Below are 20,474 nucleotides of genomic sequence, written 5' to 3' on the forward strand. Positions count from 1 at the left end.
CGAAGCAGAGAAGAATCGTGAGAGTGCGCGAATGCTCATGGAAGAGCTGAGCAGGGTTTCGATCTGGGGATAGGCGATTCTGCGCTTGGCGAAGTAATCAAGGCTGAAGGTCTGGGTAGAGAAGTACTTGCCGCAGGCTTGGCAGCGGAAGCGCTGGACCTTGCCGAAGGTTTTGGTCACATAGAAGCCAGCGGCGACGAACCAGCGTTCTTTCGGTGCGTGCTGATGATACGCACAGGCCGGGTTTGGGCAGAAATGAAAGTGATGCATGAAGACCTCCTCTCTTTGTAGACGCAAGAAAAGAGGCCTTCACTTCAAATTCATATGCAGGGTTCGTGACACTATACTTATCTTGCGGCAAAAAAGAATATATCGCTCATCGTCGCAACCACAAACAGAACGAGAACAAATGCAGCTCCGATGAACTGGTACCGGTACAGCGTTTTTGCGCTGAGCGGACGCCTTCGTGCCAGTTCGATGAAAAAAACGAGGATCAAGCCGCCATCCAGGACGGGGAGGGGAAGCAGGTTCATTATGGCAAGCCCGACAGACAGAAATGCGAGAAAACTCAACACCGGAACAAGTCCTGCCAATCCTTCCACTTTGATTTGCTCGGATGCTGCAGTGCCGATCAAGTATGTAATGCGCGCAGGCCCCGAAACAGCCTTGAAAATATTGACGCCGCGGAACAAGAGCCCGATGCTCCTAATCGTCAAAGCGAATGTGGACATGGTTTCCTTTGCTCCTTTTGCTATTGCATCAGGCAGCGACGAGGCTTTATCTGTGCGCGTTATGCTGACAAAGGCAATCCCGGTTTCTTCAAGTGATTTCGCGATGATGGTTGTGCTGAGATTTTGGCCATTGCGCTCAAGTGTCAATTCAACAGGGCCATTGGCGGCTTTGAATGAATTCATGAGATCTATTGTATTGCGAATGGGCTTGCCGTTTGCAGAAAGGATTTTGTCGCCTGGCTTGAGGTCGGCAATGGCTGCAGGGCTCTGTTCCTTTACAGAAGAGACAAGGGGATCGATCCATGGGTATACACCGATTACTCCAGCTCCAGTATTTGCATCAAGCCGTGGAGTCAATACCAGATTCTGAATTGAGCCATTGCGTAAAACCTGGACAGAAAGCGCTTTGCCGGGATTGCTCGCGATGATTTCTTGAAGATCGCTGTAATCGCGAATAGTTCTGCCATCGATAGACTGCAGTATGTCTCCAGTTTGCAAGCCTGCCATATCCGCTGGGTTGGAAGACCCGGCTTGCATAGTCGTGCCTGTTTCGCTCGAGAGCACGATCCTGTTTGGCGCAGTCCGAATGGTCGTACCAATAGCGACGACGAAGGTGAAGACGAGCACTGCAAAAATCATGTTGAAGAGCGGCCCTGCGAGCGCAATCGCGATGCGTTTGAGGGGATGTGCGGCATAGAAACTTCCTTTATCAGCAGGAATGAAATCAAGCTTCTGCTCGATCGCAGCACGAAATCCATCCTCACCTTTCAATTTGCAATAGCCGCCGATTGGCAGTACTCCTAGCCGCCATTCCGTTTTTTTGCCTTTATGCGTAAGAAGAGCAGGACCCCAGCCCACTGAAAAGGCTTCTACATCGACGCCTACCGTCCGTGCAATCAGAAAGTGGCCGAATTCATGCACTATTACTACCAGCGAAAGGCCAATAAGGCCGAGAATAATCGTCACCATGCAATATGCTCCACAAGTTCCTCTGAGATCTGTCGCGCTTTCATGTCGATATCGAATATATCTTCGAACGAACTGACAGGCAAATTCCAGGAATGTGCAAGCGTTTCGGATACAACCTGCGCTATCTGCGTAAAGCGTATTCTGGCGGCATCGAAACGGGCAACCGCAATTTCGTTTGCGGCATTATAGGCAATGCACGCCGCATCTCCCGCATCCATCGCATTCCTTGCAAGCCACACAAGCGGATATCGGTTTCGCTCAGGCTCAAAAAATTCGAGGGTTTTTCCAGCAAGTTCTGCATGCCCAAATGGTGAGGGATACGTATGCGGCCAATGCAGCGCAGCATGGATGGGCAAGCGCATATCCGGTTCGGAAATCTGCGCATAGAGTGCTCCATCGAAGGTGCGGACCATTGCATGCACATAGCTCTGTGGGTGGATGAGAACCCGAATGTGTTCTTGCGGCATATCGAAAAGCTTTGATGCTTCTATGAGCTCAAGCCCCTTGTTTGCCATGGTTGCAGAATCGATGCTTATCTTTCTGCCCATTTTCCAGACAGGGTGCTTGCATGCATCATCAGCGGTCATTTCAGCAAGCCGTTCGAGAGGCAGAGTCCGGAAAGGCCCGCCGGATGCAGTGATCGTCAGTTCTGCAATTGCATGCATGCCAATTTTTTGGGTGAGCTGGAACAATGCAGCATGCTCGGAATCGACCGGTATTATGGAGAGATCATTGTCGTCGGCAAGCTGTTTCAGGAGCCGATATCCCATGACAATCGATTCTTTGTTTGCAAGCGCAAGGTGCATCCTGTTCTGCAAAGCGAGAATCGAAGCGGATAGCCCTGCTGCTCCCGCAATTCCATTCACGACAATATCTGCTTGTACAGCTGACAAAAGCTGTGCAAGCGCTTCGGGGCCAGCCCAATCTGCCCCCGTTGGTGCGCTTGCAGCATCTCCTGTATATGCCGCACGTGCGTGTGGAAATTCATTTTTAAGCGACAGCAGAACCTTGGCATTGTGGTGAACAGAAAAACCAGCGAGCACAAGGGGTTCTTCTGTGGCAGCACTCTGTCGGATGACTTCGATGGATTGTCTGCCGATGGAGCCAGCGGCTCCAAGGATTATTATTCGTTTTGGCATTGCGCTATTTTTCCGGATTCTTGCATCATACGCTTTCTTGTCATAAAAAGAAAAGCCGAGCGAGATACGAGAAGGCAACAAAAAAAGGTGCACTGAAATAGAGGCTGTCAAAGGAATCCAGCACACCGCCTCGTCCAGGCACAATCACGCCTGAGTCTTTCATGCCTGCGGATCGTTTGAGCGCGCTTTCGAAAAGATCACCAGCAATCACGAAAAAAGCCATTCCCGCCCCAAGGATCAGACTGAGTACCAGGTACCTCGAACCTTCTGGCTTCCATGATCCCGCCAGCGGTCCCAGCCCCAGAAATGCTCCAGCGATCGAACCGATAGCGCCACCAATGAACCCGGCTACACTCTTATTCGGCGAGACATCGACAACATTTCTTCGTTTGCCAAAGAGTTTCCCAAAAAGCCATGCTAGGCTGTCGTTGCCGAAGGTGAGAAGGGCAAAGGTGATAATCGCATTTTTGGCATCAGGAAAACCAGCCACAATGAGCATAAGAAAGCCTGGCAGAATGCCAGTATAGAAATGCGCAAGCGAAATTGAACCCGCGGTCGACAAAAGCAGCGGAAAAGATTCCTTTTTGCTGAAGGCGATCGGAGAGAGCACAATCATCAAGCACAATATCGATATCAGGAACATGACAGCTGCGGCCTCCAGAGGACGAGCTCCCGCTACGCAAGCGATATATACAGCTAATGACTGCACGAGCCCGACAATCGTGACAAAATTCCCTGGGTCAGCGCGCTCAGACTTGCGGAGCATAGCGCGAAGCTCAAGCGATGAGAGATACTGTACCGCAAGCACAAGAAGTGCGAGCAGAGCGTAATGGCCAAATGGCAAAAAGAACAGGACGAGAGCAAAAAGAGGGATGCCTCCAAAAAAAAGGAGGAGTCTCGATCGGGTATTCGCGTTCAATGAGCAGCTCCGAAACGGCGTTCGCGGTGCGCATAATCAGCGAGCGCGGCATGAAAATCTTCCGGCATGAAATCGGGCCAGTACTTGGGCGAAAAATACAGCTCGCTATACGCCGACTGCCACAACAGGAAATTGGAAAGCCTCATTTCACCACCGGTTCTGATTATAAGGTCAGGGTCGGGTATTTCGGGATGGTCAAGGGATTGCTGGATAGCATTTTCATCGATATGTGGGCTGTCGGTACGGCAAAGGCGCTGCACGGAACGCACGATTTCATCTCTCCCGCCATAGTTGATTGCCAGATTGACAGTGAGCGCATGGTGGTGCTTTGTGTCTTCGATAGCTTTATCCAGCTCGATGATCACTTCGCCAGGCAAGCCTGCTCGATCCCCTGAATGGACAATTCGGATTTCGTTTTCGCGATAGAAATCAAGCTCTTTTGTCAGGTGCACACGAATCAGCGACATCAGAAAGCCGACTTCCTGGGTAGTGCGTTTCCAGTTTTCTGTCGAGAATGTATAAAGAGAAAGGAATTTCACACCTTCTTTGCGGGCAGCGAGCACAATTCTCTTTGCTGCTTCGAGTCCTTTCTGGTGGCCTTCGGTGCGCGGCAGCCCTCTCGCTTTTGCCCATCGCCCATTGCCATCCATAATGATTGCGACATGCGATGGCACGCGATTTTCATTCATTTTAAGAAATCCTTACACTTCCATTATCTCTCTTTCTTTTGTTTCGAGAATTTGGCCGATCTGCGCGATGTAGGCATCTGTCAGCTTCTGCAGTTCGGTCTCTTCCTTTTTTACTGCATCTTCTGCTACTCCGCCGGCGCTCTGCAGCTTTTTGAGTTCCTCAAGTCCGTCGCGTCTGATATTCCTTATGGCGACGCGCGACTGTTCGGCAATATTCCGGGCAGTCTTGACGAGTTCTTTTCGTCTTTGCTCGGTGAGCGGCGGAATTGCGATGCGAAGGACTTTGCCGTCATTCGAGGGGTTGAGGCCCAAATCAGATTTCAGAATAGCCTTTTCAATCTCGCTGAAGAGCGAGCGATCCCACGGCTGAATGACGATTAGTCGGGCTTCGGGAACAGAAATGGTTGCTACCTGGGAGAGCGGTGTTTTTTGACCGTAGTAATCGACACGCACTTTATCGAGGAGGGCAGGGGACGCGCGGCCTGTCCTGATGGCATTGAATTCATCGTGGAGTGCGCTGACTGTCTTTTTCATTCTCTCTTCGTATGCAGCTTTGATCGATTCCATACTTCCTCCCTGATCCCATTATAGTAGGCGCGAAAAGGGCGGCCGGAAAAGACCGCCCTTGCCATGCCCAGCCTTGCTGGCATTATTCTCAGTTCTGTCCGACCTTTGCAAAATAATAATCGACAATAGCGAGCGAAAAGCCGGTTTCTTTTGAAATTTGCGCAAGCGCATCGGCAACAGATACTTTTTCGTCGCGAACGAAGCCCTGGTTCATGAGGCAAACCTCTGAGAGCAGTTTCTTTACCTTCCCTGCAAGTATGCCTTCGATAACCTTCGCTGGCTTGCTCTTCATTTTTTCATCGAGCTCCACTTGTTTCTGGAAAATATCCTTTTGCTCGGCGAGCCAGCTTGCGGGAACCTTGGATTCATCGAGGAACATCGGGTTGAATGCGGCTACATGGAGCGCCACATCATGTACAAAGGAAGCGACCTTTTCATTTTTGAATGCATTCGGATCGCTGGCTCTGAACTTTACAACCACGCCAATTCTGCCTTCTCCATGAAGATAGGAATGAAGATGCTCATTCATGCCTGCATTGAAATAGGCAACACGCTTGAGCGCGATGTTTTCCTTGATGAGCGAAGCTATGTCCTTTACCATCGATTCAAGGCTTTCGTTCTGGCTCGATGCTTTCTGGCCAAGCGCAGTTGCAGCAATTTTGGTTCCTGCATCGATGAAATCCTTGTTGCGCGCGACAAAATCCGTCTCGCACGCAAGTTCGACAAGCGAAAGCTCGCTCTCGTTCTGGGCTACGAAAATACGGCCCTCGTTCGTTGCGCGACCTGCCCGTTTCTCCACCCCTGCCATGCCCCATTCGCGAAGGAGCTTTTCAGCAGCTTCGAAGTTGCCGTTCGACTCCGTAAGGGCTTTCTTGCAATCCATCATGCCTGCGCCAGTTCGTTCGCGCAGCGCTTTTACGTCAGAAGCTTTGATTTCCACGGTATTTTCTCCTCAATTCTCTTCATAGAGCCGATCCTCGTCGATAATCGGCGCTTCGACTTCTGCCGGCTCTTCTGGTTCTTTCTCTTGAGCAATAGGAACATTCGAATACGTTTCGAGGTCGATTTCGACTTCATCTTCTTCTGTTTTAGCAGGAGGCGCAAGCTCTTGCTCCTCCTCAGCGGGAAGCGTTTCAATTATCTTGAGGCCTTCCGAGGCGCCTGCTTCGATTACTGCATTTGCAATAATCTGCGTGAAGAGGCTTATCGATCTGATTGCGTCATCGTTGCCAGGAATCGGATATGTGATTCCTTCTGGGTTGCAGTTTGTGTCAACAATTGCGACGATGGGGATGCCGAGGCGCTGTGCTTCCGCGACCGCAATGGCTTCTTTGCGGGTATCGACTACAAAAAGAATGCCTGGCAGGCTTGTCATTTCCTTGATGCCGCCGAGGTTTTTCTCGAGTTTTGTCTTCTCTTTGAGCAGGCTGGCAATTTCTTTTTTTGTGAGACTGCTGAATGTGCCATCTACTTCCATGCGCTCGATTTTTTTGAGCCTTTGTATCGATTTTCGTATGGTAGAGAAGTTGGTCAGCATGCCGCCGAGCCATCGGCTGTTTACATAGAACTGCTCGCAGCGCTCCGCTTCTTTCTGGATAGCGGATTGCGCCTGTTTTTTTGTTCCTACGAAAAGTACTGTCTTTCCGGAACTGACAACTTTCTGGACTGCATCGTAGGCTTCTTTGATTGCCTGAATGGTTTTCTGCAGATCGATAATGTGAATGCCATTGCGTTCCGCGAAGATATATTTCTTCATTCGCGGATCCCAGCGCTTGACCTGGTGTCCGAAGTGCACACCTGACTCAAGCAGGTTCTTCATGGTGACTACTGCCACGTAGACCTCCCGTGATCGGATAATGATCCGATCCCCTTCCTTTTATCTCGTCCTGTTTATTCGGAATTTGAACAACAGGCGGAAAATGTCCGGCATTTCGAGCCGGATTGTCGGTGTTCAGCCTTGAATTTCTTCAGAAGACAGATAACCCGACTGACGGAGAATGCCATATAATTCACGAATTGGCAAGCCCATGACGCCAGAGAAAGAGCCTTTTATGTCTTCTATGAAATAAGAGCCGGCTCCCTGAATCCGATATGCGCCCGCAGCTCCTTTCCATTCTCCCAGGTTGATGTACCACGCAATGTCAGCAGCGCTCATTGGTGAGAATTGGACCTCGGAAACGGAGAGGGCGACATGGGGCACATCGTTTTCCATGTCCAAAAGGCACAGACCGCTGAACACATATTGCCGATTTCCTGCTTCCATGGTGAGCATTGCATATGCATCTTGCTCGTCAATTGGCTTGCCGATAGTGTGCCAGCCTTCCGGTGTCCTGAAAGCGACCAGCGTGTCAGCTCCAAGCGCGAAACGGGGTTCTGCAGGTTTTTCCATAGGTTCAGGGAGGGGATCAGAGTACAGCTTTTTGCCTTCTATCCATCGCTCTTTTCCACGCCGCGCTTTTGTCGCAGCAAGCGCAACAACTCGCTCGCCCGGGTCGAGATGATCGAAGATCTGCTCATCTATGCGGGGGACGACAGTTATAAATGGAATATGGAGCGATTCGAGAATAGAGGCTCGCCGCGGGGATTCGCTCGCCAGGAGTATAGGATCTCCGTACATATACTATGAATGTAATAAGAGCCGCGCGGCTCGCCAAGCTTGCCTTGACTTAATACCGCTGAATCTTTATTATGCGGCAGATGCAAGGGCGATTAGCTCAGCTGGATAGAGCGTCGGCCTCCGGAGCCGAAGGTCGCGCGTTCAAATCGCGCATCGCTCATTAACTTGCCCAGACCAATACCGCGAGAGCAACAAAAAATACTGCTGATAGCAGCCGCACCAGCGCGAGGTGGCTTCCATACCAATGACGGATCTTTTCATGGCGCAGACCAAAGAAAAATAGCACAAAAACCAGGCTTAAAGGAAGAATAAAGGCAAGATTGTACATGAGCAGAAGCAGAATGCTCTTTGAAGACCGCATGCTCTGGTTCATATATGCCAGCGTCGGCAGGTAAATTTGGCCTGTACACGCCAATTCTATAAAAGATACAAGAAAGCCCGAGATCGCTGCGCCAAGAATATACAGCGGAAGCTGGTTGAAGTACCGGATGAACCGGTGATTCAGCTGTTTGAAAAATGTAGGCATCTGCAATACGGAATCGAAAGCTCTTCCCCGGGAAGCAGCAATGGCATCGCGCACATTCAGAACGGCAAAAATAGCGGCTATAGCAGATATGAAAATGTTGATATATATCGAAAATCGATTTTCCGACAAGTATTTGCGGAGTGCGCCAAGCAGTCCCAATCCTATAAGAAAATAAGCGATAAACACGGACACAATGAAAGCCAATCCAACCCACAGCAGGGACCGCTGATCTTTTCGTTTGAGCGCCATGAACGAGAGGAAAAAGAGCATGGTTGAGAATGCGCAGGGGTTAATGCCATCGAGCAAGCCTGCAAAAATTGTTGGTAAAGCAGAGGCGGCAAAAGCTGCATTTGAATTCTTTGCGGCTAGAGCAGATTGGTCAGTCTGACGAATAGTTGGCATATAGCTACCATGTGATAGAAAATATTCAATTTCTTTTGGCATATTTTCTTCGATGGCGTTGCTGCCGCGGTAGACATTGGAGCCGATGAACAATACCGGAAATACAGTGAATTTCAGCCCTCTCTGTTCGAGCATCTCGACGCACAGTTCGTATCCCTTGGTGGAAAGAATATCGTGGGTTTCAAGAGCTATGTGGATACCATATGTTTCTTCCAGTCGGGGTTTCTGAATGTAGAGAAACGAATCGCAATGGTTGCAGCCTGTTTCAGTAAAATAGGTTCCTTGCATTTCGGGGCGAGAAGCATTCTGCGGCGATACAAAAGGGGCCGCATGGAAAGAAAAAAGAATAATGCCAGCAACAATAATGTAGGAAGTTTTCTGTCTTCGCATAGGACTCCTGCTCAGCAATGCAAAATGCGCTTTGTTCGCCTTTTCCTGATGAACACCGGTTCTGGATTTATAGCCGAGAAAATGTCAGCATACAATATCTTTTTGATTAGAAATTGGTAGTTTTTTCCGATTCGGTTTATTTTTATATTTTTTACTTGCAAGATGCCAAGACATGTCTGATAATACAAATGTTATGAAAAAGAAAAAATATTTCGCTCTAGTTCTTGCAGCATATGCAATAGCTGCTCTGCTTATTGGATGTGCCTCAAAGCCAGCTTCGCCGGCTGTTTCCGCTGAATCTCAGCAAGCGAAAAATATTGTGCAGAGCACTTCGACGCCGGATATGCCCGCGACTCCGCCTGCACCATCACCATCAGCTCAGGATCCTTCTGCAGCTGCAAAATCGGTTGTAGGCAGTCAGCCCATGCCCGGGCAGGCTCAAGCCCCTGGAGCTGTCCCTGGCACGCCTCAGGCGGGTACGGCTTCCTATGAAGCACTCACTCCGGACGAAAGCCACTTCCTTCAGAATTACCTCGGCAGGCTCAGCTACCTGGTGTATTACAATGAGGCGTCCGGACTTGATCCGCAGCTTGCAAAAGCTGCAGTTTCTCAAGCCAACCGCTATCTTATCGAAAAGCTGGGTCTTTCCGTCATTGATTTCGACCAGATACAAAAAAACAAAAAGGATCAGATGAGCGCCTACCAAGCTGAAACAGGCGGCTCAATCGACATTATCACCTACATCGCCCAGAAATTGAATGCCGATGTGTATGTGGAAATCGATGCCAAGACCTCGTATTCGGGCGGGCCGGGAAACTGGTCTGGTTCTGCACAGGGAAGCATGAAGATCTTCGATGCTTCTACAGCAGCACTTTTGGGATCAATTTCGTTCATGAGCCCCCAGACCTTCAGTCCGGTATCAGCTGATGCGGCAATGATGAATGCAATCGCAGGGATAGTCTGGCAATCGATGCCTAAGGTCACCGAGCAATCAAAAGCGCTTATGAGCGCATCTGTTTCCAGGGGCGTGAGATACGAGCTTGTGCTCCAGAATACTCCTGATGCGAAAGCGATTTCGCAATTCGAGAAAAATCTTTCGAAGAAGGTGAGGGAAATCGAGCGGCTTTCATATGCCCCTGGCGAAACCAGGTTTGCGCTCTACGCATTCATGCCAGCATCCAGAATCCAGGAGGCGATTTACGATGCGGCAGCTGCAGCTGGCTATCCCGATTGCTATCTTCTATATATGAGAGGGCGTTCGTACACGTTCAATACTGGTTTGTAATAATTATTTTTTGCAAAATTGATATATGCATAGGAGGAAAAGATGAGAGTCGGGAAATTCTTGTTGGCATTGATGGCTGTGGTGCTTGTGATCTCGTGCGGTACAAAGCCGCCTCTCAGAAAAGGCGAGGTGCTCATCGAGGACAAAGGCACTGCATATGGCATCAAAACGCCCAAGTGGGTCGAGTTGGCAATAATCGGCGGATACCGGGATATCGAAAAGCTTCCGGATTACAAGGACAAGGTTGTCTTTATTGCTCAGTTTGAAGCTCAGAATCTGCAGAGCGCGCAGCTGCTCGCGGAACGCATGCAGGCTGATACCGAGATTGCCCGCTATCTTTCTACAAGAGTAAAAGATGCTTTCAAGGGTGCGAACGTCGCTGATGCGGATTCCAAGAATTTCGGCGCATATGGCGAGAGGTTTGTCGCGAGCGTTGGCGAAGCCAAATTTTCGGGGTACAGGATGGAAGCAGACTGGTGGGTCAAAGTACAGACCTATACGCCTGAAAACAAGCCTGACAAGCAAATCTATCGTGTTATCCAGCTATGGGCGATCGAAAAGGGCATGCTGCAGAAGCAATTCGATATTCTGTTCTCCCAGCTAGCTGGAACTGCACAGCCCACGCCGGAACAGAAGCGCGCCATAGATCTCGTGCAGAACACTGTCACAAAAGATTTCTTTGGCGAAAATAAATAATTTTGTTTTTCTGCCCCGGATTTCATAAGAAGTCCGGGGCTTTGCTTTTTATTTGTATGCAGGGGAATTCCCATGAAAAAAATAACGTTTGCAGGGGCGCTTGTCGTTGCGCTCATAGTATCGAGCTGTGCGAGCACTCCTTCGATTCCTGAATGGGTGAGCCAGAAACCAGCCCCGGATGCCCGATACACCTACTTTGTCGGCTCTTCATCCGCGCCGGACAGCGCGACCGCAGCAAATGATGCAACAGCCTCGCTGATTGCAGGTATCATGCAATACATGGGTGTTTCCGTAAGCGTGAGCTCGAGCGCTGAGGCTCGCGCTTCCCTCGATGATTACCAGGCGCAGATAACCCAAACCGTAAAAACCGAGTCAAAAGGGCGTCTTGCCGGCTTCGAAGTTGTCGAAAAATATATCCAGAAAGATCCGAAAACCGGTCAGTACACCGTGCATGTGCTTGCGCGTTACGAGACAAAAGAGCTTCAAAAAGAAAAAGCGCGTATCGAAGCCATTTTCCAGGAAGAGCGCGATGCCGTCGCCATCCCAGAAAAGAAAGGCGATCAGGCAGCAACAGAAGGCCGCTTGATGGACGCGATCCGCTCGTATGCTGAAGCGATGAGCGCAGCCGGCGGCTCGAATTTAGAAAATGCAAAAATAAAGCTTGAGCGAAATGCGAAAAAGGCGTCTGAATTGGCTGCCTCATTGAAATTGACTATTGTATCCGAAAGCAGCTTGAGTGTTGCCCTCGGAAGCAAGCTGCCTGCAAGCAAAGTCGCGCTCATTTCGAATTCAGGCGGCATGAAGCAGAGAGTCGCAGGCGCGCCGCTTTTGGTTACATATCCAAAGAAGCTTGCTTCCGGGCGAGTGGGCACTGGTACTATGCAAGTTTTCACCGATACAAATGGCGTTACTGCATTCGAAGTGCCTCCGATTGATATAGCAGGCAACTATCGAGTTGCAATACAGCTTGATTTTTCAAGCATCAGCGATCTGCTGTCGAGCTTGCCTTCTTGGGCCTTGCCCTACAGCGACGCTGTGGAAAACGAATTGTCGGGCATTGTCGCATATCTCAATTACAAGGTAATTTCGACAGCGAAAAATGTTCCTATGGCAGTTGCTGCATACTTGAAAGACACTGAAAGTGCTAGAAATGCAGACCCGGCCGTGTTTTTGAGCGGTCTGAAAGAGACGCTTCTGAAAGAAGGTTTTTCGCTGAGCGATGCAAAATTGCCTTCTGGTTATCAGACTCCTATAGATCTTTCGGTTTTGAGGGCGATCGCGCCTGCTGATGCGCAGCGATTTGCGCTTGCTTCCCTAGATGTAAAATCAATAACCAAAGATGGCAGCTATTTTATTGCTACGGCGGAAGGGTCTCTCGGCGTATTCGAGCTGGCAAGCGGCAGGACATTGTATTCAGCAACGAAGAGCGCACAGGGCATGGGTTTGTCCGAAAGCGAAGCTGTGTCCAATGCCCTTAAAACGCTCGGAAGCCAAGCCTTCGGGAAAGACCTTCTGAGCGCGCTGCCGTGATGCACTCATAGCGGCGCGTCAGTCGCCAAATCTTCTTCTTTTTCTGACTCATGATACACAGCTGGAGCGACGTGCTGCAGCAATTCCTCGACAGCTTGTCCCACCAGCGTATCGCAGTGTTCGTTGTCGGGGTTTCCTGCATGACCTTCAACCCATTCAAACTGAGGGTTGAGTTCTGCGCAGAGAATGTCGAGTGTTTCCCACAGATCGCGGTTCATGACGGGCTTTTTTGCTGCGGTTTTCCAGCCCCGCTTTTTCCAGTCGTGAATCCATCCTGAAATACCGTTTTTTACATACATTGAATCGGTGAAAATATGGATTGGCGTGGATATCCAGGCTGGAAGCGGAATGTACCTGCGAATGCAAGAAGCGCGTGCAGCATCAATGCGCTCCTTCAAAAAAGAAAGCGCGCGTATGACTGCTGTGAGTTCCATTCTGTTATTTGTTGTCTGGAGCTCTCCACCCCATGCTTCGCGATACCGCTCTCCGAAGCGCATAATATATGCCCATCCGCCCGGACCGGGATTTCCTTTGCAACCGCCATCGGTGTATACCACAATTGATTTCTCTTGCATGTCTGCACTATGACAAACCTGCTCAGCTCATGCAACTCCTTGCATATGCCTTTTCGCATCATTAGAATGAAAAACCAATGTTCAAAGAATATGCAACCCTGTTGCCGCATCTGAAACAGTATCGGTTCAGATACATTGCTGGCATCCTTTGCCTGATCGCGGTCGACGCGAGTCAGGTTCTTATCCCCAGATACATGAAGACTGCGATCGATACAATTGTAAGCGGTTCTTTTCAGCTGAGGGAAATTGTGCAGCCTCTTCTTATTATGATTGCGCTTGCCGTGCTCATCTCCGTCGGACGATTCTTCTGGCGCTATTTCATAAATGTCGCCAGTCGCCGGATCGAGGCGGAAATGAGGGATCGCCTCTTCGCGCACATCCTAAACATGTCAGGCGGATTTTTCAGAACCAATACGACTGGTGACCTCATGGCACGCGCTACCAACGATATCAGCACGATTCGCCAGGCCACCGGCATGGGCTTTGTTGCCCTGGTCGATGGCGTTTTCATGACAGCGATGATCCTCGTAGCCATGTTTGCGAACAATGCACGAGTAGCTGCATGGATTATTTTGCCGCTGCCGCTCATAACAGCTCTGATCCTTTTGTTCGGGCGAATTGTCGGCAAGCTCTTCAAGAAAATTCAGGATATATATGGGCGGCTTTCGAATATCGCCCAGGAATCGATTTCGGGCATACGAGTCGTCAAATCGTTCGTGAAAGAGGATTACTTTTTTGGAAGGTTTGCGCAGGCAAATAGCGAGTACAAGAATGCGATCATGGATCTTGTGAAAACTTCAGGATTTTTCTTTCCCTTTATCACTTTTTTGGCTGGGCTGAGTACGGTGCTGCTGGTGCTTTTTGGAGGCAACGCATCTATTCGCAACAAAATGACTCCAGGCTCGATTATAGCGATGCTTTCCTATCTCGAAATGCTCGTCTGGCCAATGATGAGCGCAGGCTTTACCGTCAATATCGTACAGAGAGGCGCAGCCAGCCTGAAGCGCATCAATGAAATATTGAATACCAAACCGGAGATTCCTGAATCAAAGAATCTTGTCAATGGAGAACCTCTCGGCGATATCGAGATTCGCTCGCTCAGTTACGCATATCCCGGTTCCAGCAGGATGGCGCTGGAAAATGTTTCCGTGCATATCCCACACGCCTCGATGCTGGGTATTCTTGGCAAAGTCGGTTCAGGGAAAAGCACGCTCCTGAAAATGCTGCCGAGAATGCTTGATCCCGGCGAAGGCCATATATTTATTGGCGGAACGGATATCTGTTCATTCAAGCTCGATACGCTTCGGGCAGCATTCGGCATGGTTCCGCAGGAAAGTTTTTTATTTTCGGACAGCATCCGGGCAAATATTCTGTTTGCAGCTCCCGGTCTTGATTCCGCCAGATTCGAGGAAATCACAAGAATTGCCGGGCTCGATCGAGATGTAAGCCTTTTTCCCCATGGATGGGACACAATAGTAGGGGAGAGAGGTATTACGCTTTCTGGTGGACAGAAGCAGAGGATTGCGCTGGCTCGTGCGCTCGCTGCGAATCCGTCGATTTTGCTCCTGGATGATGCGCTTTCCGCAGTTGACGGCGAAACAGAAGAACGCATCCTCAGCGCATTGCTTGAGGAAAGAGCAGGGAAGACGACATTGGTCGTGTCGCATCGCATATCGACGCTGCGGAACGCTGATCAGATCATTGTGCTGGATGGCGGCAGAATAACCCAAAAAGGAACGCACGAAGAACTGCTCGAGGATTCCGAAGGATTCTATGCCAAAATCGCTGCGCTCCAGCAGCTGGAACAGGAATCTTGTGCTTCCTGCGGCGATGCAGGTTCCGGCGAAGCCCTGGGAGAGGAGGCCGCAGGTGGCTGAATTCTTCGATGCGGAACCTGTTACCAAAGGATATGACTCGCAGATCACACGGCGCATTCTTGCGTACCTAAAGCCATACCGTCTATTTGCTCTGATCGTGCTTATTACGCTCTCCGTAAGCACTGCAGGCGAACTTTTATCGCCGACCCTCATTCGTCAAGCGGTAGACGAAGCGCTGGTACGCGAATGGTATGGCCTTGATCCTTCTGCAGCATCTCGATTCCGCAGCAAAAATGGAAGCCGCGAAATCGTAATCAATAACCGCATCTATGTGCGAACCTCCCAATTGGCAGGAATTACTGAGAAAGAACGAACGGCGATGGAAAAGCAGGGCTTGCTGGATGCATCTCCCAGCTACATTTTCCCCCTCGAACCGGATAGAGAAAAGAAAGAAGCCCTCGCATTGCGATATTCCCAGATCACAATATCCGGGGTATGGGGCATTGTTCCTTATTCTCTGCTGACTTCGCTTTCGCCGGACGATGCATACCTGCTTCGTTCGCAGGACAGCCCTGTATTGGGCCATTATGCGCTGCTGCTATTGCTCGTTCTTTCGATAGTGCTGTTGTCGACATTCGCCATGACATGGTACACAAATCATATCGGCACCCTCATCATGAAAGACATGCGGCTGCAGCTCTATAGACACGTTATCGAGCAGTCTTTGGCGTATCTCTCGAGACAGCCCGTGGGGCGCCTTGTCACGCGGCTTACAAGTGATATCGAAGTCATAAGCCAGTTTTTTACTGATGTACTCAGCGCCTTCATAAAAGATGCCACTATCATGCTCGGATCGCTTGTTGTGCTTTTCGTCCTCAACTGGAAGCTGGGCCTCGTCGTCTTCGCGACCGTGCCCCTCATTTTTGTGGCTGCTGCGATTGCGAGGGTAAAAGCGCGCGATGCATTCCGCAATCAGCGATACTGGACCAGCAAAGTGAACTCTTTCCTTTCCGAGCATATTTCCGGCATCGATATTGTCAAGCTGTTTGTCCAGGAAAAGCGTGTTTCCGAGAAGTTTGGAGAGAATAATCGGAATCTTTTGAAGGCGAACATTGCGGAGATGTATGTTTACGCAACCTTCAGGCCATTTGTGGATTTCATGTCGACTATTGCGAGCGCGCTTGCGATTTTTTTCGGAGCTATTCTCTTTTTGAGGCTGGATATTTCGATTGGCACGTTGATCGCATTTATCAACCTGATATCGATGTTCTATTCGCCGATCAAGGATCTGTCGGAAAAATACATTCTCCTTCAGAGCGCAATGGCGAGCGGAGAGCGCGTTTTCGGCCTTCTGGATTCTGATGATCGTTTGCCGGAGCAGCTGCCTGTTTTGGCGGACAAGGAAGCTCCTTCTGTCATACGCGGCCATATCGAGCTTTCGAATGTGTGGTTTGCATACAAAAATGAAGAATGGGTGCTCAAGAATATATCCTTTACTGTGAATCCCGGAGAAAAGATCGCGATTGTGGGATATACCGGTGCGGGCAAATCGACAATCGCGAACCTCCTTGCCCGCTTCTGGGATATCCAAAAAGGGGCCATTCTCATCGATGGCGTTCCGATCGGGCAATACCCGCTCAAAAGAATTCGCAAATTCATCCAGCCAGTGCCCCAGGATGTATTTCTCTTTCAAGGTTCGATACGAGAAAACATCGCGCTGGGGCTTGATCTGTCCCAGGAACAGCTCGAAACAGCAGCAAAGGCAGTCTATGCGCATGAGTTCATAATGGCACTGCCTAAGGGGTATGATACGCTGCTGTCTGAGGGCGGCCTCAATCTCTCGCTCGGGCAGCGCCAGCTCATATCGTTTGCACGGGTTCTTGCGCATGAACCATCTATCATAATTCTCGATGAGGCGACGAGTTCTATTGATACCGAAACCGAAAAGCTTCTGCAGAAAGGCATCGAAGGCCTTTTGAAAGACCATACAAGCATTGTCATCGCGCACAGATTGTCTACGATCCGCGATGCTGACAGGATTATTGTGCTTGGCCAGGGACATGTGGTAGAAACCGGTACTCACAGTGAATTGATTGAGCGCCGGGGGCTCTACTGGAACCTCTATCGCTTGCAGAACAGAGAGATGGAATAGACAATGCCATTTTCGGAGCAGAAAGAGCCATCGATTATCACGATCGCGCATGGAGCGATAGCTGTTTTCAAGCCGGCTGGCTGGCATTCGGTATTTCAAGGAGTCGAGCTGAAATCTCCTAGAGCCCTGAATGAGCGAAGCGCGGCGGACTTTGAGGATATGGTGTCATGGCTTTCCTCTCATGCGGATCTTTTGCCTGCATCTGAACTGAAAGATGCTGCCAAAGCTTGGCAAGCGCGGTTTGCTGGATTGCAGGCGCAAGTCCAGCCAAAAGCGGCTGACAGGTTCTTGTCAGAGCTTGGCATGCTCTATCGCCTCGACAGAGAGACTTCCGGAATCATGCTCTTTGCGCTCGATAGAGCAACGATGGAATCGATGCGCGCCGCGCAGAACGCTTTCATGCTGAAAAAGCGATATATTCTTATGAGCGAAGCTTCAGATATCGAACTTGCAGGATCCTTGCCCAGGAGCAGAAGCGCAGAGAGGGAAGTGCTGCTTTCCGCACTGTATGAGGGCAATACAATGCCGATCGTGAGCTATTTCAGATCCTATGGTCCACGTGGCGGGCTTGTTTCCTGCATCGAACCATCTTTCAGGCTCAAGGCCAAGAAAAAGATAACTAAAGATCGATATCAGACCGATTTGTCAGCTGCAAAGCCAATGCAGTGGCCCGCTGCGGGCGCAATTTGCATAGAAGCAGAAATCCGTAAAGGCTTCCGTCACCAGATACGAGCCCATTGCGCATGGTTGGGCCTTCCCATTATCGGCGATTTGCAATATGGCGGCGGCTCTTCAAAAAGGCTCTGGCTGGAAGCGTTTTCTGTTTCTCTTATGGATGGCAGGCAATGCGTGGCCGAATGGAAGCTTCATGATGGCCCAACAGCAATTCTGCAGCAATAAAGAAGGTGCAATGCATATTGAATTTTCTTTCCCTGTCAAGTCGGATATCAAGCCTCGCGCAATTCTGAGCCTGAAAGATGCAGGTGATATGACATACAAACCGAAAAGCGAATCGCCCTCGCGGCTAGCCTTTTTCGATCGCTTTGGCATAGAGCCTACAAGAATTGCCGGCATCGAACTCAAGCACAGCCGTAATGTTGCCTTCGTAGAAAGCATACAGGAGTTATCGCATGCATGTGCTGCGAATCGCGATGGCTTTGATGGCATTATCACCACCAATCCCTGGCTTGTGCCGAGCATTACGGTTGCCGATTGCATGCCCATTTGGCTTTTTTGCAAGGAATGCGGCGCTTTTGGCGTCTTGCATTCTGGATGGAAGGGAACAGGAATACTGAAGACTGCTGTCGACGGCATGACTAATCGCTATCGATGCAATCCGAATGATATTTCGGTCATTTTCGGACCTGCAATTGGCTCATGTTGCTATTTGGTCGATGAGAAGCGAGCGCGAGCATTCAAGAATGAATTTGGCTCGCAGGCGGTGGATGAGCATATGCGCAACGGCACGCGTGTTTTTTATCTTGATTTACTCGCTGCAAATCTTGCAATTGCCGAAAAAATTGGCATTGGAAGCTTCTTTGCATCAGGATCGTGCACCTCGTGCGATGGCCGCTTTGGAAGCTACAGAAGAGAAGGGGCTTCGTCGTTTACGAGAATGATAGCGCTTTGCATTTTCGGCAATGCAGAGGCAGAAAACCGGCAGCGGTCCATGTAATGCGTCACCATAGATGTTGACCGGAATGCCCATTCCCATTCAGCGGGCTAGGTGGTATAATAATTTGCTGCTCCAGCAGAGCAGCATACATCTACAAGAAGAGGTCACAAATGGCATACAAGGTAACCGATGCATGCACTAATTGCGGCGCTTGCGAAAGCGAATGCCCGGTTAGTGCGATCAGCGAAAAAGACAACGCACGATGGATCGATCCAGACACCTGCATTGATTGTGGTGCATGTGCCTCCGTATGTCCGGTTGAAGCGATTATCGCTGGCTGATAATGCGTCACCAAGAAAAAGGCCGCCTTTTTAAGGGCGGCTTTTTTAATTTTCCAGAAGATGCTTTTGCTTCAGACTAATTTGTGTCTGGCGCAAAAATCATCCAGAACTTCGTTTAGATCCGGTTTGCCAATCTCCTGCAAATCATAGCCAACCCGTACTGTCGGTTTGCGGATTTTTACCACACGATTTAGGTCGATTGGTGTTGCGATAATGACGGCGTCGCAGTCGGTGCGGTCGATAGTCTGTTCAAGGTCGCGCGTCTGTGTTGTGCTGTAGCCCATGGCGGGAAGCAGTGTGCCGATCTCCGGGTAGGTCTGGAAGGTCTTTATGAGTTCGCCGCTGATGTAAGGCCGCGGGTCGATTATCTGCGCAGCCTGGAATTTTCGCGCTGCAACAATTCCTGCCCCGTACTTCATCATTCCATGCGTGAGGGTAGGGCCATCTTCGACGCACAGTACCCGTTTCCCCCGAATGAGCTCAGGGTGATCGACGCTAATCGGGCTTGCTGCGTCTATAACGAGGGCAGCAGGGTTTGTTCGGGCAATATTTTCTCGTACTATCTGTATTTGCTCAGGCGAGGCTGAATCAATTTTGTTGATAATGACGACATCAGCCGTCCGGAGGCTGACTTCGCCGGGATAGAAAGAGACTTCATTCCCTGCCCGCAATGGATCTGCCACCGTTATCATGAGATCTGGAACATAGAAAGAGAAATCATTGTTCCCGCCATCCCACAGAATGACATCCGCTTCTTTCTCTGCCTCGCGGAGAATAGCTTCATAGTCGACTCCTGCATAGATGACATTTCCGCGCGCAATATGCGGTTCGTATTCTTCCATCTCTTCGATTGTACAGTTATGGCGCGCAAGATCTTCGATTGTTGCGAAACGCTGCACCTTCTGCTTTACAAGATCGCCATAGGGCATAGGATGACGGATGGCGACGACTTTCAATCCGCGCTTCATGAGCATTTGCACAATTTTTCGGGATGTCTGGCTTTTTCCCGAGCCGGTACGTACCGCGCATATTGCTATGACTGGCTTGCTCGATTTGATCTGCGTATCTTTCGGCCCGAGCAGCGTAAAGGAAGCGCCTGCCGCGTTGACAATTGCTGACAGTTTCATCACATGCGAGTAAGGAACATCCGAATACGAAAATACACATTCATCCACTTCATAATTTTTTATCAGGTTGGGCAAATCTGATTCCGCAAAGATTGGAATACCCTTGGGATATAGAGGACCTGCAAGTTCTGCTGGATACTTGCGGCCATCGATATTCGGAATTTGCGCCGCAGTAAATGCAATCACTTCAACGCTTTCGTCGTTGCGGAAGCGCGTGTTGAAATTATGGAAATCCCTTCCTGCTGCACCGATGATGATAATTTTGCGCTTTTTCATTGCTGGCTCTTCCTTTCATTGAAAAATTGAAGGAACAAGGGTCGGACGCCCGTTTTGATCTGGCCTTTTTGGCCTGCCCATTTCGAACCGCCTGTCTTGATCCACCATTAT

20 protein-coding genes and 1 tRNA gene are annotated in these 20,474 nt (G+C 49.9%); 9 read left to right on the plus strand and 12 right to left on the minus strand.

The window, feature by feature from the left end; translation table 11 throughout:
- The 9 genes from GAP13_RS07150 to GAP13_RS07190 form a co-directional block, all read right to left on the minus strand.
- Positions 1-270, minus strand: a 270-nt coding sequence (locus GAP13_RS07150) for a hypothetical protein (RefSeq protein WP_503473379.1), incomplete at its 3' end; no start/stop codon positions are given.
- Positions 271-347: 77 nt separating this feature from the next.
- Positions 348-1,700 (minus strand): RIP metalloprotease RseP, encoded by a 1,353-nt coding sequence (gene rseP, locus GAP13_RS07155; protein ID WP_158907639.1) that lies wholly within the window; start codon positions 1,698-1,700, stop codon positions 348-350.
- Positions 1,694-2,839 (minus strand): 1-deoxy-D-xylulose-5-phosphate reductoisomerase, encoded by a 1,146-nt coding sequence (gene dxr, locus GAP13_RS07160; protein WP_158907640.1) that lies wholly within the window; start codon positions 2,837-2,839, stop codon positions 1,694-1,696. Before dxr ends, rseP begins: the two co-directional genes overlap by 7 nt.
- 40 nt (positions 2,840-2,879) lie before the next feature.
- Entirely contained in the window at positions 2,880-3,758 is an 879-nt protein-coding gene (locus GAP13_RS07165) for a phosphatidate cytidylyltransferase (RefSeq protein WP_158907641.1), read from the minus strand.
- A complete protein-coding gene (gene uppS, locus GAP13_RS07170) occupies positions 3,755-4,447 on the minus strand; it encodes a polyprenyl diphosphate synthase (protein WP_158907642.1) in 693 nt (230 codons plus the stop codon). The genes GAP13_RS07165 and uppS overlap by 4 nt, the downstream gene beginning before the upstream one ends.
- Before the next feature lie 12 nt (positions 4,448-4,459).
- Positions 4,460-5,014 carry a ribosome recycling factor gene (gene frr / locus GAP13_RS07175; RefSeq protein ID WP_158907643.1) on the minus strand — a complete coding sequence of 185 codons (555 nt, stop codon included), beginning with the start codon at positions 5,012-5,014 and terminating at the stop codon, positions 4,460-4,462.
- 88 nt (positions 5,015-5,102) lie between these two features.
- Positions 5,103-5,954, minus strand: coding sequence for a translation elongation factor Ts (gene tsf / locus GAP13_RS07180; RefSeq protein ID WP_158907644.1), 852 nt, complete (start codon positions 5,952-5,954; stop codon positions 5,103-5,105).
- 12 nt (positions 5,955-5,966) lie between these two features.
- On the minus strand, positions 5,967-6,848 hold the full coding sequence (rpsB, locus tag GAP13_RS07185) for a 30S ribosomal protein S2 (protein WP_158907645.1): 882 nt from the start codon (positions 6,846-6,848) through the stop codon (positions 5,967-5,969).
- 117 nt (positions 6,849-6,965) lie between these two features.
- Complete coding sequence (locus tag GAP13_RS07190) at positions 6,966-7,631, minus strand: Maf family protein (RefSeq protein ID WP_158907646.1); 666 nt, start codon at positions 7,629-7,631, stop codon at positions 6,966-6,968.
- An 86-nt stretch (positions 7,632-7,717) separates the two neighbouring features.
- Between GAP13_RS07190 and GAP13_RS07195 the strand changes: the two genes are divergently transcribed.
- Positions 7,718-7,791, plus strand: a tRNA-Arg gene (locus tag GAP13_RS07195).
- Here the strand turns inward: GAP13_RS07195 and GAP13_RS07200 are convergent.
- Positions 7,792-8,949: a cytochrome c biogenesis CcdA family protein gene (locus GAP13_RS07200; RefSeq protein WP_158907647.1), complete on the minus strand. Its 1,158-nt coding sequence runs from the start codon at positions 8,947-8,949 to the stop codon at positions 7,792-7,794.
- Between the two features lie 193 nt (positions 8,950-9,142).
- On the opposite strand from GAP13_RS07200, the gene GAP13_RS07205 reads away from it, so the two are divergent.
- The 3 genes from GAP13_RS07205 to GAP13_RS07215 all read left to right on the plus strand — a co-directional run bounded on the left by GAP13_RS07205 (position 9,143) and on the right by GAP13_RS07215 (position 12,460).
- Positions 9,143-10,234 (plus strand): hypothetical protein, encoded by a 1,092-nt coding sequence (locus GAP13_RS07205; RefSeq protein WP_158907648.1) that lies wholly within the window; start codon positions 9,143-9,145, stop codon positions 10,232-10,234.
- Positions 10,235-10,276: 42 nt separating this feature from the next.
- A complete protein-coding gene (locus GAP13_RS07210; RefSeq protein WP_158907649.1) occupies positions 10,277-10,930 on the plus strand; it encodes a hypothetical protein in 654 nt (217 codons plus the stop codon).
- A 72-nt stretch (positions 10,931-11,002) separates the two neighbouring features.
- The gene (locus GAP13_RS07215) at positions 11,003-12,460 is read left to right on the plus strand and encodes a hypothetical protein (RefSeq protein ID WP_158907650.1); all 1,458 of its coding nucleotides are present in this window, start codon (positions 11,003-11,005) and stop codon (positions 12,458-12,460) included.
- A gap of 5 nt (positions 12,461-12,465) precedes the next feature.
- On the opposite strand, the gene GAP13_RS07220 is transcribed toward GAP13_RS07215, so the two are convergent.
- A complete protein-coding gene (locus tag GAP13_RS07220; protein WP_158907651.1) occupies positions 12,466-13,035 on the minus strand; it encodes a ribonuclease H family protein in 570 nt (189 codons plus the stop codon).
- 77 nt (positions 13,036-13,112) lie between these two features.
- On the opposite strand from GAP13_RS07220, the gene GAP13_RS07225 reads away from it, so the two are divergent.
- The 5 genes from GAP13_RS07225 to fdxA all read left to right on the plus strand — a co-directional run bounded on the left by GAP13_RS07225 (position 13,113) and on the right by fdxA (position 18,960).
- On the plus strand, positions 13,113-14,912 hold the full coding sequence (locus tag GAP13_RS07225) for an ABC transporter ATP-binding protein (protein WP_158907652.1): 1,800 nt from the start codon (positions 13,113-13,115) through the stop codon (positions 14,910-14,912).
- Positions 14,905-17,004 (plus strand): ABC transporter ATP-binding protein, encoded by a 2,100-nt coding sequence (locus tag GAP13_RS07230; RefSeq protein ID WP_158907653.1) that lies wholly within the window; start codon positions 14,905-14,907, stop codon positions 17,002-17,004. The genes GAP13_RS07225 and GAP13_RS07230 overlap by 8 nt, the downstream gene beginning before the upstream one ends.
- A gap of 3 nt (positions 17,005-17,007) precedes the next feature.
- Positions 17,008-17,904 (plus strand): pseudouridine synthase, encoded by an 897-nt coding sequence (locus GAP13_RS07235; protein ID WP_158907654.1) that lies wholly within the window; start codon positions 17,008-17,010, stop codon positions 17,902-17,904.
- 10 nt (positions 17,905-17,914) lie between these two features.
- On the plus strand, positions 17,915-18,679 hold the full coding sequence (locus GAP13_RS07240; RefSeq protein WP_158907655.1) for a purine nucleoside phosphorylase YfiH/LACC1 family protein: 765 nt from the start codon (positions 17,915-17,917) through the stop codon (positions 18,677-18,679).
- A 110-nt stretch (positions 18,680-18,789) separates the two neighbouring features.
- Positions 18,790-18,960, plus strand: a complete 171-nt coding sequence (gene fdxA, locus GAP13_RS07245) for a 4Fe-4S ferredoxin (RefSeq protein ID WP_158907656.1) — start codon at positions 18,790-18,792, stop codon at positions 18,958-18,960.
- A gap of 71 nt (positions 18,961-19,031) precedes the next feature.
- On the opposite strand, the gene GAP13_RS07250 is transcribed toward fdxA, so the two are convergent.
- Positions 19,032-20,363 carry a cyclic 2,3-diphosphoglycerate synthase gene (locus tag GAP13_RS07250; protein WP_158907657.1) on the minus strand — a complete coding sequence of 444 codons (1,332 nt, stop codon included), beginning with the start codon at positions 20,361-20,363 and terminating at the stop codon, positions 19,032-19,034.
- Positions 20,364-20,474: the final 111 nt, after the last annotated feature.

It is taken from the genome of Rectinema subterraneum, from assembly GCA_009768935.1.
Classification (GTDB): domain Bacteria; phylum Spirochaetota; class Spirochaetia; order Treponematales; family Rectinemataceae; genus Rectinema; species Rectinema subterraneum.